This is a genomic window from Paenibacillus vulneris (genome assembly GCF_039543185.1).
In the GTDB taxonomy this organism is placed as follows: Bacteria; Bacillota; Bacilli; order Paenibacillales; family NBRC-103111; genus Paenibacillus_S; species Paenibacillus_S vulneris.
Map to the genome: position 1 here is coordinate 43,523 of NZ_BAABJG010000041.1, position 17,992 is coordinate 61,514.

At 51.4% G+C, this 17,992-nt stretch carries 19 protein-coding genes; 7 read left to right on the forward strand and 12 right to left on the reverse strand.

All coding sequences use genetic code 11. From position 1 onward, the window contains the following. The first annotated feature begins 21 nt into the window (after window positions 1-21). The 4 genes from ABEA66_RS28990 to galU are packed head-to-tail and all read left to right on the forward strand — an operon-like array spanning window position 22 to window position 4,547. On the forward strand, window positions 22-2,226 hold the full coding sequence (locus ABEA66_RS28990; RefSeq protein WP_345593143.1) for a glycosyltransferase family 39 protein: 2,205 nt from the start codon (window positions 22-24) through the stop codon (window positions 2,224-2,226). 17 nt (window positions 2,227-2,243) lie between these two features. Beyond that, window positions 2,244-3,227: a glycosyltransferase family 2 protein gene (locus tag ABEA66_RS28995; protein ID WP_345593145.1), complete on the forward strand. Its 984-nt coding sequence runs from the start codon at window positions 2,244-2,246 to the stop codon at window positions 3,225-3,227. Beyond that, complete coding sequence (locus ABEA66_RS29000) at window positions 3,220-3,627, forward strand: GtrA family protein (protein ID WP_345593147.1); 408 nt, start codon at window positions 3,220-3,222, stop codon at window positions 3,625-3,627. Before ABEA66_RS28995 ends, ABEA66_RS29000 begins: the two co-directional genes overlap by 8 nt. Then, on the forward strand, window positions 3,624-4,547 hold the full coding sequence (galU, locus tag ABEA66_RS29005; protein ID WP_345593149.1) for a UTP--glucose-1-phosphate uridylyltransferase GalU: 924 nt from the start codon (window positions 3,624-3,626) through the stop codon (window positions 4,545-4,547). The genes ABEA66_RS29000 and galU overlap by 4 nt, the downstream gene beginning before the upstream one ends. A 132-nt stretch (window positions 4,548-4,679) precedes the next feature. Here the strand turns inward: galU and ABEA66_RS29010 are convergent, their stop codons facing one another. The 5 genes from ABEA66_RS29010 to ald form a co-directional block, all read right to left on the reverse strand. Beyond that, on the reverse strand, window positions 4,680-5,510 hold the full coding sequence (locus ABEA66_RS29010; RefSeq protein WP_079910758.1) for a purine-nucleoside phosphorylase: 831 nt from the start codon (window positions 5,508-5,510) through the stop codon (window positions 4,680-4,682). 24 nt (window positions 5,511-5,534) lie between these two features. Then, window positions 5,535-6,710 (reverse strand): phosphopentomutase, encoded by a 1,176-nt coding sequence (deoB, locus tag ABEA66_RS29015; RefSeq protein ID WP_345593152.1) that lies wholly within the window; start codon window positions 6,708-6,710, stop codon window positions 5,535-5,537. 102 nt (window positions 6,711-6,812) lie between these two features. Continuing rightward, a complete protein-coding gene (gene xerD, locus ABEA66_RS29020) occupies window positions 6,813-7,727 on the reverse strand; it encodes a site-specific tyrosine recombinase XerD (protein WP_079910760.1) in 915 nt (304 codons plus the stop codon). 103 nt (window positions 7,728-7,830) lie between these two features. Then, entirely contained in the window at window positions 7,831-8,064 is a 234-nt protein-coding gene (locus ABEA66_RS29025) for a DUF4227 family protein (RefSeq protein WP_079910761.1), read from the reverse strand. Window positions 8,065-8,125: 61 nt separating this feature from the next. After that, on the reverse strand, window positions 8,126-9,262 hold the full coding sequence (gene ald / locus ABEA66_RS29030; RefSeq protein WP_345593157.1) for an alanine dehydrogenase: 1,137 nt from the start codon (window positions 9,260-9,262) through the stop codon (window positions 8,126-8,128). A 201-nt stretch (window positions 9,263-9,463) separates the two neighbouring features. Between ald and lepB the strand changes: the two genes are divergently transcribed. Further along, entirely contained in the window at window positions 9,464-10,015 is a 552-nt protein-coding gene (gene lepB / locus ABEA66_RS29035) for a signal peptidase I (RefSeq protein WP_192704918.1), read from the forward strand. Between the two features lie 173 nt (window positions 10,016-10,188). Here the strand turns inward: lepB and fur are convergent, their stop codons facing one another. The 4 genes from fur to ABEA66_RS29055 all read right to left on the reverse strand — a co-directional run bounded on the left by fur (window position 10,189) and on the right by ABEA66_RS29055 (window position 13,303). After that, window positions 10,189-10,647: a ferric iron uptake transcriptional regulator gene (fur, locus tag ABEA66_RS29040; protein ID WP_079910764.1), complete on the reverse strand. Its 459-nt coding sequence runs from the start codon at window positions 10,645-10,647 to the stop codon at window positions 10,189-10,191. A gap of 136 nt (window positions 10,648-10,783) precedes the next feature. Further along, a complete protein-coding gene (spoIIM, locus tag ABEA66_RS29045; RefSeq protein ID WP_345593162.1) occupies window positions 10,784-11,425 on the reverse strand; it encodes a stage II sporulation protein M in 642 nt (213 codons plus the stop codon). Between the two features lie 127 nt (window positions 11,426-11,552). Then, window positions 11,553-12,740 (reverse strand): endonuclease Q family protein, encoded by a 1,188-nt coding sequence (locus ABEA66_RS29050; RefSeq protein ID WP_345593164.1) that lies wholly within the window; start codon window positions 12,738-12,740, stop codon window positions 11,553-11,555. After that, window positions 12,740-13,303, reverse strand: a complete 564-nt coding sequence (locus tag ABEA66_RS29055) for an NUDIX domain-containing protein (RefSeq protein WP_345593166.1) — start codon at window positions 13,301-13,303, stop codon at window positions 12,740-12,742. Before ABEA66_RS29055 ends, ABEA66_RS29050 begins: the two co-directional genes overlap by 1 nt. 166 nt (window positions 13,304-13,469) lie before the next feature. Between ABEA66_RS29055 and mciZ the strand changes: the two genes are divergently transcribed. After that, on the forward strand, window positions 13,470-13,757 hold the full coding sequence (gene mciZ / locus ABEA66_RS36445) for a Z-ring formation inhibitor MciZ (protein ID WP_079910768.1): 288 nt from the start codon (window positions 13,470-13,472) through the stop codon (window positions 13,755-13,757). On the opposite strand, the gene ABEA66_RS29060 is transcribed toward mciZ, so the two are convergent. Next, window positions 13,657-14,847: a DUF3866 family protein gene (locus ABEA66_RS29060; RefSeq protein WP_345593169.1), complete on the reverse strand. Its 1,191-nt coding sequence runs from the start codon at window positions 14,845-14,847 to the stop codon at window positions 13,657-13,659. The two genes, mciZ and ABEA66_RS29060, sit on opposite strands and share 101 nt — an antisense overlap. 246 nt (window positions 14,848-15,093) lie before the next feature. Further along, window positions 15,094-16,230, reverse strand: coding sequence for a M20/M25/M40 family metallo-hydrolase (locus tag ABEA66_RS29065; protein WP_345593171.1), 1,137 nt, complete (start codon window positions 16,228-16,230; stop codon window positions 15,094-15,096). Window positions 16,231-16,315: 85 nt separating this feature from the next. On the opposite strand from ABEA66_RS29065, the gene prli42 reads away from it, so the two are divergent. Beyond that, entirely contained in the window at window positions 16,316-16,399 is an 84-nt protein-coding gene (gene prli42, locus ABEA66_RS29070; RefSeq protein ID WP_256865358.1) for a stressosome-associated protein Prli42, read from the forward strand. Between the two features lie 37 nt (window positions 16,400-16,436). On the opposite strand, the gene ABEA66_RS29075 is transcribed toward prli42, so the two are convergent. Continuing rightward, a complete protein-coding gene (locus ABEA66_RS29075; RefSeq protein WP_345593173.1) occupies window positions 16,437-17,816 on the reverse strand; it encodes a dihydrolipoamide acetyltransferase family protein in 1,380 nt (459 codons plus the stop codon). Window positions 17,817-17,992 lie beyond the last annotated feature (176 nt).

Sequence of the window (17,992 nt, forward strand, 5' to 3'; positions counted from 1 at the left end):
GAACGGAGTGAACATGGACAAATGAAGCAGCCTCGGACTCGATTTCAACATATCGATGCGGTCCTTCTTCTCATAGCCGCATTATCCGCTTTCCTGAATACTTTTAATATTTGGAAAGAAAAGTATGTTAACGCCTATTACACCTCAGCCGTGCAGAGCATGTTGCAAAGCTTTCACAATTTCTTTTACGCCTCATTTGACCCGGCGGGCTATGTAACGGTAGATAAGCCTCCGGTTACGTTCTGGATTCAGACGTTAAGCGCAGCTCTATTCGGTCTGCACGGCTGGAGCGTTATTCTTCCTCAGGCTTTGGCAGGCGTAGGCTCAGTACTCCTCGTGTACTGCCTGGTAAAGCCCAGCTTCGGAAGGGGCGCCGCACGTATAAGTGCTTTGGTAATGGCCTGCACCCCCGTTGCAACGGCGGTCGCCAGAACCAATAACGTCGACAGCCTGCTCGTCTTTACACTGCTGGTCGGTGCCTGGATGCTGTTCCGTGCCGTCAGAAGACAGCAGGCCTGGTGGCTCTTGGCCGCATTTGCCGTAATCGGTATCGGCTTTAACATGAAAATGATGCAAGCCTATATGGTGGTTCCAGCCTTCGGCCTGTTTTATCTGCTTGCCTTCAAAGTGAATTGGAAAAAGAAGACCGCCCTATTGGCGGGAGCAGCGGCTGCCCTGCTTCTCGTGTCCTTGTCATGGCCTGTAATCGTCGACTCGATTCCTAAGGAAGACCGGCCTTACATCGGCAGCAGCCAAACCAACTCCGTACTGGAGCTTGCTTTTGGCTATAACGGGATTCAAAGGCTGACCGGAAAAAATCGGGGCAGCACCGGGCCCAGCAATGCCGCTCAAGATCGAAACTTGCTTGAACAGTCTGAGCAGCAATCCGGCAGCCGGTTTGCCAATCCTTCGGTTCCAGGACAAACGGGAGCTGAAGGTTCAGCTGCTATAACACCGAACCAGCCGGAGGCCGGCTCCAATGTATCGCAGTCACCGGACCGGATGGACGACTCCAACAGTGCTGCTAACCAGAATCAGCCGGATGGCATGATGCGGGATGGCAGCGGGAATCGCGGTCAGATGCCGAATTCGGGCGACGGCGGCGGCAGGCTCCGATCTGGCGGTTCTATGGGGGACGGAGGTCCTATGGGAGGAGGCGGACCGGGCGGCGGAGGCATGTTTGGAACCGGTAACCCGGGTCCGCTTCGCCTATTCCAGTCCGGACTGTCCGGGCAAATCAGCTGGCTTATTCCTTTAGCCGCCATAGGCTGCGTAGGGCTGCTCGGAAGCATCCGAAGAAAAAGCGGTTTGACACCTCGGCATAAAGAAACGATCTTTTGGCTGGCGTGGCTTATTCCAGGAATGATTTTTTTCAGTATCGCCGGATTTTTCCATCAATATTATCTCATTATGCTGGCTCCTCCGATAGCGGCTCTAACGGGAGCCGGGTGGATTGCCTTATGGAACCTGTATAAAGCCAAATCGGGCTGGACTTCATGGCTTCTTCCCGCTTCCGTGCTGGCCACTACAGCCCTGGAGGTCGTTATATTGTACGAGAATATCCGCTCCATCCACGCAGCGTGGTTATATGGCGTCGGGACAGCGGGCTTGGCTGCTACCCTGGTCCTCGTGCTGATAAAGCAGCAGCACAAGTCTTACTCTTATTACGCTGCGCTGGCCAGTCTGCTCATCCTGCTTGCCGCACCCTTGTACTGGACGGCGACACCGATTCTATACGGACAAAACAGCAAGCTTCCGGAAGCAGGGCCTCAAGCATCGGGAAGCGGCCGTGGAGGAATGCCGATGGGAGGAGACGATCAGATCAATGCTGGTCTATTGTCCTACGTGACCCGTCATAATACCGGAGAGACCTTCCTGTTCGGCACAACTAACGCAACTACAGCAGCGCCTTATATTATCGAATCCGGTAAAGCAGTCATGGCTATGGGCGGCTATAGCGGCTCTGACCCCATCATGACGGTAGACCGATTGAAGCAAATGGTTGCCGACAAGCAAATCAAATACTTTTTACTGCCGTCTGGAGGCGGATTTGGAGGAGGCCCGGGCGGCCAAGGAGGCAGCTCGGAGGTGCTCCAATGGATTAAGGACAATAGTCAGGTGGTACCTTCATCCGAATGGCAAACAGGCGCCTCATCTGACACAGATACTCAATCCTTCAGCAGAAGCAGCAGCTTAACCTTGTATGAAATCAACGTAAACGGATGATAAGGAGGAAGAATGGTATGGATAGCCCCATTCGATATACCATCATTATCCCTGTATATAACGAAGAAGCCGTCATCCACGAGACCTACCGGCGGCTCAAAACGGTCATGAACCGGACCAAAGAAACCTATGAGCTTCTGTTCGTCAATGACGGAAGCCGTGATCAAACGGCCTCCATCCTGCTGGATTACAGCCGGTTCGACCCTACGGTCAAGCTGATCGATTTTTCCAGAAATTTCGGACATCAAATTGCCATTACGGCAGGAATGGACTACGCCTCCGGGGATGCCGTCGTCATCATTGATGCGGACTTGCAGGATCCTCCGGAGCTGATACCGCAAATGATTTCCAAATGGAAGGAAGGCTACGATGTCGTCTATGCCAAACGTACGAGGCGTAAAGGTGAAACGGTGTTTAAGAGACAGACGGCACGCCTGTTCTACAGACTGCTTAGTGCAGCAACGGACATCTCCATCCCCATTGATACCGGCGACTTCCGGCTGCTGGACCGCCGAGTCTGTGAAGAGATGAAGCGAATTCCCGAGAGCAACCGGTTCGTACGGGGGCTGGTCAGCTGGGTCGGCTTCCGCCAGACCGCCATAGAATATGAACGCGATGAACGGCTTGCCGGAGAATCCCACTACCCGCTGAAAAAAATGCTCAAGCTAAGTCTGGACGGCATGACGTCATTTTCCCATAAACCTTTGAAATTAGCCGGTTATCTGGGATTTCTCTTCTCCTTCTCCGGCTTCATCTATATGCTGTACGTGCTGTATGCCAAGCTGTTTACCGACGCGACCCTCCCCGGCTGGACATCCATTACGATTATTCAGCTCTTCTTTAACGGGTTTATTCTCATCATGCTGGGAATCGTCGGCGAATATATCGGCCGGATCTACGACGAAACCAAAGGCCGTCCCTTGTATATTATTCGCGAAAGCTATGGCCTGGCTAAAAAGGACCGCCATCGCAGCCAACGAGCCGGTGCCGGCTATGAGTAAGCCGATTCAGCGCCTGGTCAAATTCAGCATCGTCGGCTTGATGAATTCCGGCATAGATTTATCCATTTTTGCTGTGCTCAGCTGCTTCGGCGCTCATTATTTGATCGCCCAGTGCGTCTCGTTCCTATGCGGTGTGCTGAACAGCTACACCTTCAACCGTTCCTGGACCTTTCAGCGGAAAGGCAAGGCGGATAAAGGAGAATTCACCAAATTTCTATTGCTTAATATCGTCGTCCTGCTCTTTACTTCCTGGGTGCTTTCACTTCTGTACACGGAGGCAGGCCTGTCGCTTCCGGTAAGCAAGCTCATCTCCGCTTTTGCCGGTGCATTCATCAATTTTGCCGGCAGCCGTCTATGGGTATTTCGATTTACCAGAGAAAACAAGGAGGAAATGTTATGAAAATCAGAAAAGCCGTTATTCCTGCCGCCGGTCTTGGCACCCGGTTTCTCCCGGCAACGAAAGCACAGCCCAAAGAGATGCTTCCGATTGTGGATAAGCCCGCGATTCAATATATCGTGGAGGAAGCGGTCCAATCCGGCATTGAAAGCATCATTATCGTGACAGGGCGCAATAAAAAATCGATCGAGGACCACTTCGACAAATCCTTCGAATTGGAGCAAACGCTGCAGCAAAAAGGGAAGCTGGACTTGCTTAACGAGGTGCAGCGCATTTCGGAAATGGCGAGCATTCACTATATCCGGCAAAAAGAGCCGCTGGGGTTAGGACACGCTATTCTTTGCGCGCAGCAATTTATTGGCGATGAACCGTTCGCTGTACTGTTAGGGGACGATATTATGGTGTCCGATACACCTGCCCTCCAGCAGATGATTCATGTATACGAGGCATTCGATGCACAGGTCGTCGGCGTCCAGCAGGTGGATCGGTCCGAGGTCAATAAGTACGGCATTATCGCGCCTGCCAAGCAGCATCGGCAAGTGTATGAAGTGGGCGATCTGGTAGAAAAGCCGGATCCCGGCTCCGCTCCTTCCCATATTGCCATTATGGGGAGATATATATTAAAGCCTTCCATCTTCTCCTATCTTGAAAGAATCGATCGAGGCGCAGGAAATGAATATCAGCTGACGGATGCGCTTCGCGTGGCTTGCAAGCAAGAGCAGCTGCTAGCCTTGGATGTGGCGGCGAACCGTTATGATATCGGCGACAAATTGGGCTATATGAAAGCGATCGCGGAAATCGGCTTGCAGAGCAAGGAGCTGCGGCCGCAGCTGCTTTCCTATCTTCAGCAATTGGTACAAAGGGAGACGAATAAGGAAGAGTTACAGCTTCGGTACACCCAGGGTTCTATCGAGGTTTTTTAGAGGAAAAAGCGATGTCCGGCTATCATCAGCCTTGCAGGTGCTGCAAGGACATGCCTTCATCTCATACTCGATGAGGTTGAAGGCATTCCTTCGGTCACCGGCACAGCGTACAAGCTGAAATGCTGGTTGAGCCTAGTCCAGCTTGCCTACGATACCCAGAATCAATTGCAGGAACTTCGGCTTCACGCGTTCCGTTGTTTCCATCACTTCTTCATGTGATAACGGTTGATCAAGAATTCCGGCCGCCATATTGCTTATGCAGGAGAAGCCCAGCACTTCAATGCCAGCATGGCGGGCAACGATGACCTCCGCTACGGTAGACATCCCTACAGCATCGGCGCCCAGTGTGCGCATCATGCGGATTTCCGCGGGAGTCTCATAGGATGGGCCCAGCAAGCCGATATAGACGCCTTCCTGAAGCTTAACGCCTTGCTCAGCGGCCACCTCTTTGGCTATTTGGCGCAATTGACGGTTATAAGCTTCCGACATATCCTGGAATCTTACCCCCAACTCGTTATGGTTAGGTCCGATAAGCGGATTGCGGGAGGTGAAATTGATGTGGTCCTTGATAAGCATCAAATCGCCGACTTCATAGGACGTATTGATCCCGCCCGCCGCGTTGGTAACAACCAGGGTTTTCACACCCAGCTCCTTCATGACGCGTACCGGGAAGGATACGACCTCCACTCCATATCCTTCGTACATATGGAACCGGCCCTTCATCAGCAGCACATGCTTGCCTTGAATCGTGCCCAGTAGTAATTCGCCTGCATGTCCTTCTACAGTGGACACTGGAAAATGCGGAATATCGCTGTAAGATATCACCGTGGCGTTCTCTACCAGATCGGCAATCACGCCAAGCCCGGAGCCGAGAATGAGTCCGATGCTCGGTGCTGTCGCATATTGGCTTCGTATGTATGCTGCTGCCTCTTGAATTTTCACAAGTATCGATTGATCTTCCATCGTTTGACCCTCTTCCTGAGATTATTAGGATAATTGCTGTAAAAAGCTGTTCCCGTTGCCTGTCGATTTCATACCGAAATTATCGGCAATCGTGGCCCCGACGTCGGCGAAGGTGGTTCTCACACCTAAGGAGCCTTGGTTGTTCAAGCTCGGACTATAGACCAGCAAAGGCACGTATTCTCGTGTATGATCCGTTCCGTGATGAATCGGGTCGTTGCCGTGATCTGCTGTCAAGATAAGCAGGTCGTCCGGACCGATGCACTCCTGCAGCTTCGGGAGCCATGCATCGAATTCCTCCAATGCCCGGGCGTAGCCCTGCGGGTCGCGGCGGTGACCGTACAAGGAATCGAAATCAACGAGGTTCGTAAACAAGAGCCCGTTGAAAGGCTTCTTCATGTATTCAATGGTCGCCTGAATGCCGTCCAGATTGCTTTTGGTAGAACGCGCTTCGGTAACGCCTTCGCCGGAATAAATGTCGTTGATTTTCCCTACGGCAATACAATCTAGTCCTGCGTCCTTCAAATAGTTCATAACCGTTGGCTCGGGAGGCTTCACCGCGTAATCGTGACGGTTCGGCGTTCGCTTGAATGCGCCGGGTTGTCCGACATAAGGTCTCGCGATCACCCGTCCTACCGCATACGGGTCTTCAAGCGTCAGCTTGCGGGCAATCTCGCATGCCCGGTACAGCTCCTCCAACGGAATAATGTCTTCATGTGCAGCCAATTGAAACACGCTGTCCGCAGAGGTATAAACAATCCATGAGCCCGTCTTCATTTGTTCTTCGCCAAGCTCGTCCAAGATTTCCGTACCCGAAGCAGGCTTGTTGCCCAGCACCTTGCGTCCAGTCTCCTGCTCGAACCGTTCGATTAATTCCTTCGGAAAACCGTCCGGGAACACGTTAAACGGGATGCTCACCTTGAGCCCCATAATTTCCCAGTGGCCCGTCATCGTATCTTTGCCTACAGAGACCTCGGCCATCTTGCCGTAGGAAGCAAGCGGCTTCTCCACCGGCGCAATGCCTTTAAGCGGGGCAATGTTGCCAAGCCCGTACTGCTCGAGATGCGGCAGGGCAAACGAAGGGTTCTTCTCCGCAATATGTCCCAACGTATGGGAACCGGTATCGCCGAAGGAAGGCGCGTCAGGCAGCTCGCCAATGCCTACACTATCAAGAACAATCAAACATATACGTTGAAATTTCAAGCGGTACACCTCCTGTTCATCCTCAAGTCTGATGTTATTATCGCAAATCCTTCATTCGTTTGCAAAAAAAGCCTGCTTGTACCTTAAGCAAGCTTTCATGCATTATGGCCGGTCTGCCAGCGCCTTTTTCGCCCTCGGATGAGCGTTGTCATACACGTCCTTCATTTTGCCGCGGGCTACCTGGGTATAGATTTGCGTCGTCGAAATATCGGCATGTCCGAGCATTTCCTGTACCGACCGAAGATCCGCCCCGTTCTCAAGCAAATGAGCGGCAAAGGAGTGGCGCAGTGTATGCGGCGTGATCTCCTTCATGATCTGCGTCTCTGCTGCATACCGCTTGATAATTTTCCAGAACCCTTGTCTCGTCATTCTTGTGCCGAGATGATTCAAGAACAAAGCCTGCTCGGATTGGGACTGCTTCAGCATTTTTGGCCGGGCCGCCGTGATGTAGTGCCCGACATATTCCGAAGCGATAGCCCCGAGAGGAATAATGCGTTCCTTGGACGCTTTTCCGATGCAACGAAGAAATCCCATCTCCAGATTCACGTTCTCTACGTCAATCGAGATCAATTCCGATACGCGTATCCCCGTAGCATACAATATTTCCAGCATCGCTTTGTCCCTCAATCCATTAGGCACTTCCGTTTGAGGGGCATCCAGCAGCGACTCCACTTCCTCGATGGTCAACACACTGGGAACCCGCTTTTCCAGCTTAGGCATTTCCATAAGCATGGTCGGATCATGGTCCATTCGATGCTCCCTGACCAGATATTGATAGAAGGCCCGAATAGACACCAGACTCCGGGATTGTGTAGCGGCAGCTCGTCCCATTCGCTTCAGGTGCAGCATATAACTCGATATATGTATTTTTTTGGTATCCTTTAATGCAGCAATATCCTGATTCTCCAAGAAATCAAGATACTGGATAATATCTCTTTCATATGAGTCCAGCGTGTTCTTCGCCAATTGCCGCTCGACGGACAAATAGTGAATAAACGAGTCCAGTTCCTTTTTCATGCTGATTTCCCTTTCTATGTCAGTCCCCGCGATGGACGCTTGTCGTCCAATCCGTTACTAAATTCAACATGAAAAAGGATAATCCTGCTTTTTGCTCAAATCGTTATTCTCCGATCCAGTAAAAGAGCTTCAACCGTTCGCTCATCGGCCCCTGCTCCGTCATCATGACATGATTCTGGAATACTTTGACCGCTCTCCCTGTCGGCTCCTTATATCGCTGGGTCGGCTCGATCCATTGGGTAATCGCCAGCAGCATATGATACATCGCATAAGAGAACACAACGAAGACAAGCAGAAATTTTAGACGCCCTACCCATTTGCGTAAAGAAAAGATCATAGCCTGTACCTCCCCTCTTAGGATAGACTATGATCCCTTTCGCCTTTTTATGTTCGGTTGCTCAAGAACGCGGAAGCAGCGAATCCAGGTCGACATATGGTTTTCCCACCGCCGCGGCAACGGCCGGATGCGTAATTTGTCCCTGATACGTATTCACTCCGAGCTTAAGCTCTTGATGGCCCTTGATGATTTGGGAAAGCTCTTTACCGGCGAGCTCGGCCGCATAGGATAGGGTCACATTCGTCAGAGCCAACGTGGAGGTACGGGGGACCGCTCCCGGCATATTCGCTACCGCATAATGAATAACGCCATGCTTCACGTAAACCGGATCGCTGTGGGTCGTTACACGATCAACCGTAGCTATGGTGCCGCCTTGATCGACCGCAACATCGACAATAACGGAGCCGGGCTTCATTTGTTTGACCATTTCCTCCGTAACAAGCTTCGGCGCCTTGGCTCCCGGGATCAGTACAGCGCCGATCAGAAGGTCCGCCTTTTGGACCGCACTGGCAATATGATGGGGATTGGACATTAAGGTTCGTATTCTCCCGTGAAACACATCGTCCAGATAACGGAGACGCTCGGCATTTCGGTCTATGATCACTACGTTAGCTCCTAGTCCCAATGCCATTTTGGCTGCATTCGTCCCGACAATACCGCCTCCCAGGATCACCACATCCGCAGGCGGTACTCCAGGAACGCCACCGAGCAGAATCCCCCTCCCGCCATAAAACTTTTCCAAAAATTGTGCGCCGACCTGGACGGACATTCTCCCTGCAACCTCGCTCATTGGAGTAAGGAGGGGCAGGCTCCCATTAGATAGCTGGATGGTCTCATAGGCGATACCGGTTACTTTCTTGTCGAGCAGCGCTTCAGTCAAATAAGGTGCGGCAGCCAGATGGAGGTAGGTGAACAAAGTCAAGCCTTCCCGGAAATATCCGTATTCCTCCGGCAGCGGCTCCTTGACCTTCATAATCATATCGGCCTGCGACCATACGTCAGCCGCTTGCTCCAGCAGGATGGCCCCTTCCTTGGCGTAATCCTGATCCGCAAAGCCGCTGCCTGCACCCGCTCCGCTTTCTATCACTATTTTATGGCCCAATTGGCTAAGCAAGCCCACGCCTCCCGGAGTTAAAGCGACACGGTTCTCATTGTTTTTGATTTCTTTAGGAACCCCAATCGTACATGCACGACTCATACCGTCGACCTCTCCTTCCATATGCTGTGACAGGATGCCCTTAATTTCCCCGTTATTGCTCTACCTTAACCGTTTCTCCTTCTCTGTCGCGTCAGAAACCTACGCTGACCTATCCTAATGACCCATTTTTCAACTTTGGAACTTATCGCTTTCTCATGATATACTTTATTCAGCAAATGATATTGGGGAAGGGGAACCCGAATGAAAAAATTAGGAGCTGAGATTCGAAGCTGGGCAGGCTCCATTGGAGCGGCAATTGGCTGCGCCCTATTGATCGGCATCTTTATTATTCAGCCGACCAAGGTTATGGGACACTCCATGGATCCGACGCTTCATGATCAGCAGCGCATCTTTATCTCGAAACTATCGCATACGTTCCATCTTGAACCCCAGTATGGCGACATTGTCATTCTGGACAGCCGAGTGGACCGCGAAAGAACCTTTGCAGACGATTTGGCAGAGCATCCGCTGATTTCCTTGTTTACCCACGGTGCAGATAACCAGATTATTTATGTAAAACGAGTCATCGGCAAGCCGGGAGATGTTCTGGAATTCAAGAACCATCAGGTGTACCGAAACGGGGAGCCTTTGAATGAGCCTTATCTCAATGAAACGATGAACTACTCCAGCAGCGAGAAGCTGACCGTTCCGCCGGATCATATCTTTGTCATGGGAGACAACCGGAACAATAGTAAGGACAGCAGAAATATCGGCTTTATTCCATTGGATCACGTATTAGGCAAAAAGATATAACCGTCCCACGGGGTTGTCTCAAAGTCATGATAGATGACGGAGGGACGCCCCTTTTCTCATTCCATGAATACATGGATCTCCTTGGAGATCATTCCAGTCTGACCCCTTCCGAAAAGGTCTTATTAACGTAAAAAACCTCCCGCTTGGAATCCCAAGCAGAAGGCTTCGTCATTTTAATTTTTAGTTTTGTCCGTCTTATCAATACATCGGTGGCAAATCCCCTGAAAATCAAGACGGTGGTCCAGCACCTGGAAACGGTATTCCTTCTCAAGCCGTTCCTCCAGCGGACCCAGCCAATCCTCCATAATCTCATCGACGGCGCCGCATTGCACGCAGATTAAATGATGATGATGATGATGAGTGCTGTCATTGCGCAGATCGTAACGGGCAACGCCGTCCCCGAAATTCATCTTCTCCACGACATGAAGCTCGGTGAGCAGCTCCAGCGTCCGATAAACCGTCGCCAGACCGATTTCCGGAGCTTTGTCCTTCACAAGCATAAATACATCTTCCGCGCTTAAATGGTCTTCTTCGTTTTCAAGCAGCACACGGACTGTAGCTTCCCGTTGAGGAGTTAGTTTGTAGCCCTGTGACTGCAGCTGTTGTTTAATTTTATCAATGCGAGATTCCATGCTACTCCCCCTACGGGTTTTGCGAAAGCAAAACCTGCTGCGTAAGTCTGCGCCCAGAATGGTGCGGCAAGAGCTTCAGCTTCTGCTGGGCTTCATTCTTTCATTATAGGTTGAGGGTGCCCGGAAAGTCAAACATTTAAAACGACATCGTCATAAGCATCGGCGTAACCCACTTCATCATGACAGGCGATACGTAGGCCTCAAACAGTGCTACACCGGCCAGCAGCACGCCCGATAGTAAGATCGTTGCCGAATATCGCATGAACGGTTCATAGAATGTTCCTCTCCGCGTCATAAACCGGTGTTTGACCATATGAATGGAAAAGGCCATGGCTGTCACGCTGCATATGATGATCGCCGGGATGACGATCAAGTTCTGCGGAGCGACTGATACAAGGGCAAACAGCAATCCCTTCCAGGACAGCTGACCGACCAGATAACCAACCGTGAAGCCTACCAATACCCCTTTTAAAAAATCGAGCACCCATATAAGCGGAAGTCCGATAACGGACATCCCCAAGATCCAGATAATGAGAATCCACTTGATATGCAGACTGAAGGACTGCTGGAACGACTGCTGGACATCGCCAAACTCTCCCTGGTCCACCGTAGAGAAAAAGTGGCTCAAATACCGCATAATCTCTTGCTTTTGCTCCAGAGAAAGCGCATTGACCATGACCGCGCCGAACACTACACCTATGATAAATATAATTAAGACAAAAACATACAGAGGCAAATGTTCCTTCATATAGAGCTGTAGCGAACGATTCCGGTTCATGCTGCATAATCCCCCCTTGCACGATTAGTACAAGCATATGATCGGAGAACGGCAGATATGACCATAAACCAACGAATCGATGTACAGGTAACGACATGTAGAGCTTAGAAGTACGGCCGGCATTAAGCTACTTTCCGGTTACTTTGCCGTACTTTCCTCCCCCGCCTACCTGCAGCTTCAGCTTATCCTGACGGGCTTGGACAATATAGTGGGCGATCTCCTCGCCCGCGGCGCGCTCCAGCTCTTCCGGCGATACACGGTGCAGAAGATTCATCTCCGTACCGAACTCCGCTAGAAGGGCGTTGAGCTTCTTGGGCCCCAAGCCGGGGATATATTCTAACGGAACCTGGTAAAAATACGGAGGCCTCGAGTCCGGTACGTAGGGCTTCCCTTCTTCCCGGTCCGCAAGCTCCAGGATGCGGTCCATAACGCCACGGACGATTTTGGGGCTGCCGCAGTACCTGCAGCGTTCTACGCTTATTTCCCCATCGTCCGCAATAGTCCCGCAGCTGGCGCAATAAGTCCGGTGATATTTGCCGAGCCGCGGATTCAACCCGTAATTGGCAGCGACACCCCGGCCGTTCAACCCCGCCAACGCCTGGCGCAGCTCCTCAAAGCTCGGCTCCGCCAACAAAAGCTTATTATATTCCCGCCCTATCTTCGCCAGGGAATGGGCATCCGAATTCGTCAGGAACGTATAGCGGTCCAGCTCCGAAATGTATCCTGCCATCTCGGAATCAGCGCTAAGACCAAGCTCAACCGCCGCAATACCGTCCAAATCAAGCAAATGCTCCATACGAGTTGAGCAGCTGCCGTAGACACTCTTATGAGGCGTGAAAATATGCGCGGGGACCAAGAGGCCTCCCCTTCCCAGCACTTCCTGCTGTAATTCCCTGGCGGTAACATAGATCCGCTGAGAGCTTAGGCCTACGTTCTTCATATACCTGGAAAGCCAGCTTGTAAATTCTCTCATTACGGCAACCGTAGGCATGTAAGCCAGCAGGTGGGCCGTACCGAGTCCGGGATCGTGAACCTCAATTTCACTGCCAAGAATAATGGTCGTCTGCTGGTAGCGGATTCCGCCGCCCGGCAGCTCCTCCATCTCTCCTTTATCCAGGTAGTTCAGCATATCCTTCTGAACCGAGGGAGACTGGCAGTCAATAATGCCGACAATATCGATTCCTTTACGTTCGGAAGCTTCGTGGGCAATATTGTAAAAGGTCAAATTGTTCGCAGCACTGATTTTTACGGCCTGTCCCTCTTCTGTCCGTCCAATGTGTATATGCAGGTCAGCGTAAAAAGGTCGTACTTGCATCAGAATGACCCCGTCAGCTTAAACGATTGCCATGCATAGACTGCCGTGATCGTCTTGGCATCGCTGATCCGCCGGTCGTGGATATATTGCTTCGCCTGCTCCAAGGTAATGCTGTCGCATTCCAGAAATTCATCCTCGTCGAGGTGAACCTCTCCCCGGGTCAAATTCTCGACGACATAGAGATGGAGGATTTCATCAGCGAAGCCGGGTGAAGTGTAGAAGGAACAAATATGGCGGATCGTCCCCGCTTTATATCCGGTCTCCTCCTCCAGCTCTCTCCGGGCGGCTTCAAGCGGCTCCTCTCCGGGATCCAGCTTGCCTGCAGGGATCTCTACCTGACTTTTCTCCAGCGGCTTGCGGTATTGCTCCACAACGAGCATACGATCATCCTTCAGTGCCAGAACGGCTACCGCTCCCGGATGCTTGACAATCTCCCTCTTGGCTAACTCCCCATTGGGAAGCCTTACCGTATCCACCTGCAAGGATATTACCTTCCCCTGGAAAATCGGCTCGGTGGACACGGTGACTTCTTCAAACTTTTTATCTTGAAACGGTTCGCTCATCCGCAAATCCCTCCACATTCCATTCAATTTCTTGCCGTCCTAGCTACAGGACCGATATCTATTATATCATACCGTGCAAATTCATAGTTTCGGTTTAGCATAACTTGTCCTCCCGGCGCATAGGGTGTAACAGTTGGAACATTACCCGGAAAAGAGGGACTTCTCTATGAAAACTTATTTATCCGAGCAGCAAATTCGTTTGGTAGGCCGTGTGTGGGAGATTCGCCGTTATTTAAAGCAAGCGCAGGCTAGAATGACGACAGACGTCAGCCTGCTTGCTTTTTTATCCGAACAGACAGGGTACAAACATGAGGCGAAAAGCGGCCTTATGTTGGATAGCGGGTTAACTCAACCTACGGATGGGACGAATAATGCCACGCCAAATCGGCAGCTGCCCCTGCCGCAGACCAAAACGCAGGATCCTCGGATAATCCCCTTCCCATCGAGGCAATAGGCAAACTGTATGCTTCAAGGGCGTTCTGCCACTGCTTCTCAGGCACTGGAATATGCCAGCTCACGGCATGCTTCAAAGCCAGCTCCGAAAGCATTACTTGCTGCCGAATGTGCCCTGAACATTCATCATCCAATATCGGTAATGGAACGAAAGAACGAATCTGGGTAAGCTCTCCCAAAATGGTCAGAGTATGATGACTGATGCCGCGGTGGCGCTCACGCTTGTCAGCAAAGCTGATCCGCGGTACAGCTATAGGCATTCCATGAAGAGCTCCGGCTGCATTCAGCAGCTCCGCCGCCTCCGTCCCGCTGAACCCGAGCAATGTGCTCGTCCCTACGCTCCCAGGACCGGGAACGGCGATAGCCAGATCGGCATGAAGTACATGCCTGGCAGCCAGCAGCGCTGTATACTTATTGACAGCCTCCAGGTCCCCGCCATAGGCTTGCCCGAAGGTAATGCAGCCTGCCAGCCATTGAAGCTGTCTCAGCTGTCTGACATGCTTGCTGAACGCTATAGGCAGCGAAGCGCTATCAGACATTACGTAAGCAATGCGCACCCTTCGCCCCTCTTCGTTCATCCTCTGTTTCAGTCTGCACATTATGGCGGGAAGCATACTATGAAGCTCTCCAACAAGGACCGGCATCCCTTCCAGAGACAGCTTGCGGGTAAACAGGTCGTGATGCGGGCTTAACGGTTCCTCCACGGCAAGAAAGGACCTTTGCAGTGAAGTATATCGCAGCTTCATGATATGTCCTTTTGCCAAAGTGTCATCTGGGAATGAGCTGCAATCGGATTTCCCACCCCGTTCCGAAGACTCCTCTTCAACCGTGGAACCATTCTCCTGAGTGTACTGCCTATCTAAAATTGCATGAACGAAATGCACCCCTCCCGTACCAAGACCTAACGATACCGCCGTTGTATTAAGCAGGACTTGATCGCCCATCTTCACCCTTTCGCCAAGTTCATCTGTGTAATAAACCGCCGTACCTTCGGTTCCATTGCTGAATTGAACCGTAATTTCGCCAAGCTTGCCGCTTGATTCTTCCGTATTACGTATATCCGTTACCCTCGCTGTTTGCCACTCGATCAAATAAATCCATCTCCCCTGAGAATTCCATGTAGTAGTAAATGTATGTGACCACATCCTTTCTCATGTTCAGCTTTTATACACACATTTCGTAAGTAATCCCACAAAGTGGGGCAATTGTGTTGAAAAACCTATGGAGCTTAAACTATCGCCAATATACTCCGGGTAGGGTATCCCTTTCCAGCCGACATTTACCAATGTATAAAAAAAGACCGCCAATCAGAGATTGACCGTCTTTTCCTATACGCTTTATTTCGATTCGGCAGCTTCTTTAATAATTTGCACTACCGCCTCGGTAACTTTGACCATGTCACGAATCGCAATATGCTCTTCGGTTGTATGGATGTTTTGGTAACCGACCGCAAGGTTGACAGTCGGTATACCGAAGCCGTTGAATACGTTGGCATCGCTGCCTCCACCGGAATGGAACGTGCTCGGCGTGCAGCCGATTTTCCTCAGAGCTTCCATGGCCAGCTTAACTACGGGAGCGTCCTCATCGAACATGAATGCCGGGTAGATCACATCGCTTTTAAAATCAACCTTGGCATTCATCTCTGCAGCAACGTCCTCGCAGGCTTTACGCATTGCTTCGACCTGACGGTCCAGCTTCTCCTGAACGATACTGCGGGCTTCGCCTTCGAGATCAACGCGGTCTACCACAATATTGGTTGCACCGTTAACCCCGCCTGCAAATCGGCCGATGTTCGCCGTCGTCTCCTTGTCGATCCGTCCGAGCGGCATTCTCGCTACAGCCTTACTTGCGACGGTAATGGCGCTGATGCCTGCCTCCGGATTCACGCCGGCATGCGCCGAGCGACCGGAGAACGAAATATAAATCTTGGCTTGGGTAGGCGCGGCTACCGCAATAGCTCCGACTTCTCCATTCGAGTCAAGCGCATATCCGTAATCAGCTTGAAGCCATTTAGGGTCCATACATCTGGAGCCCTTCAGCCCGGATTCCTCTCCTGCCGTAATCACGAACTGGATTTGACCGTGCTTGATGTTCTGCTCCTTCAGCACTCTAATCGCTTCCAGCATAGCTGCCAATCCCACCTTATCATCACTGCCGAGAATGGTAGTGCCGTCGCTGCGGATGATGCCGTCCTCTCCAATTTGAGGCTTAATTCCTTTGCCCGGAGTTACCGTGTCCATATGGGAGGTAAAGAATAGGCGCGGCAAGGGAGCATCGGAAGTAGGTGCAAGCGTGAAAAACAAATTATTCGCCCCGTGTCCGCTGCGGATAGAGGAGTCATCCTCTTCTACCTTCAAACCCAATGCGCTGAATTTCTTTTTGAGCACCTCACTGATCTCCTGCTCGAACAGGGTCTCGCTGTCCACCTTAACCAGCTCGATAAATTCGTCAACCAATCGCTTTTCCTGAATCATCTCTTTCCTCCTATGTACACTTTAAGTTAAAATATGATTATCTCGATTGCATGAGAAGGAGTTGAATAAGAAGATGCGCAACAAGATGATGTTTAAAGTTATTATTTACGTTATGCTGATTTGCATGGTTTTATCAACCGTGCTATTTACAGTCAATATGTTCCTTTAGTATTAACGAAGCCGCTTCGATTTTTCTGGCAGCAAGCTTAGTACAGCTTTGTCTCCTGATTGTACGACTCCATGTTTTCCTTAACACGCTGCAGGAAGCGTCCGCATATGACGCCGTCCAAAATACGGTGATCGAGGGACAAGCACAGGTTGGCCATGGAGCGTACTGCAATCATATCCTGGATAACGACAGGCTTCTTTACGATCGATTCGAACGTTATAATGGCCGCTTGCGGATAATTGATGATCGGCTGCGTCAATATCGAACCGAACGACCCCGTATTGTTCACCGTGAAGGTGCCTCCCTGCATGTCGTCCAGCGACAGCTTGCCGGCTCTTGTTTTGCGGGACAGCTCCTCGATTTCCCTCGCCAGCCCGGCGATATTTTTTTGATCGGCGCGTTTAATAACAGGCGTTAATACCGAATCCTCCGTACCTACCGCAAGCGATATATTGATGTCCCTCTTCACGATGATCTTGTCGACCGCCCATACCGAGTTCATGATCGGATAATCCTTGATTGCACTGACGACGGCTTTCATCATAAAGGAAAGATACGTTAGATTTACGCCTTCCTGACGCTTGAATTCATCCTTCAGCTTGTTGCGAAGAAGCACCATATTCGTGACGTCAACCTCGATCATCATCCAGCCATGAGGAATTTCCGTCACACTCTGACGCATATTGCGCGCGATAGCGCTGCGAATCGGCGTCACGTCGACCAAATACTCGCCTCTTCCTTCCAGAGGCTGCCCTTCCACCTCGATGCGAGGAAGCGGGGGATTCTCGGACAAGTGGATGCCAGTAGAACGCAGAGGTCCTTTAGGCGGACTCGAAAGGAACACATCCTCGGCAGTGCGGGCCTCCGACCGCTGTTCCAACTTTGCGGCTGCGGCCTGCGGCTGCGAAGCCGGATTCGCATTGTCCGTGCGCTTCATGCCAGAAGCCACGTAAGCTTCGATATCCTTGCGGGTGATACGACCGCCCAGTCCTGTGCCCTGCACATCCTCCAAGCGAATGCCATGCTCGCCGGCAAGCCTCAGTACGGCTGGGGAATACCGGTTACGCATTCCTTCCTCTCCCCCTGCTGAAGCAGTCGGTTGACCTGCTGTGCCTGCAGCGGACGAATCCTGCTGTGGCGCCGAGCCGCTTCCTTGAACCGCGGATGGTTCTTCAATAATGCAGATGGCTTCCCCTACAGCCGCGGTTTGCCCTTCGGCCACCAGCAGCTTGGTCAGACGTCCGCCGACAGGGGCCGGCATCTCCGTTGTGACTTTATCTGTAATAAGCTCGCACAAAACATCGTACTGCTCTATATAATCTCCCGGCTGTTTCAGCCATTTTCCGATCGTTGCCGAAACCAGACTCTCCGCAAGGTGCGGAACGGTTACTTCGGTTTCCTTACTGTTCAAGGTCATTAGTGGTCCCTCCTAAAAAGTTTTGCTTTGGGCAAAACTTACTTCGAAAGCATTTGCTGACTTTTGCCAAAGGCAAAAGTTACTTCGTAAGCAATGGTTAACTTAATCGAGTAGGTGAGGGCGCCTAGCCCTCGACCTCTCACACCACCGTACATGCGGGTCCGCATACGGCGGTT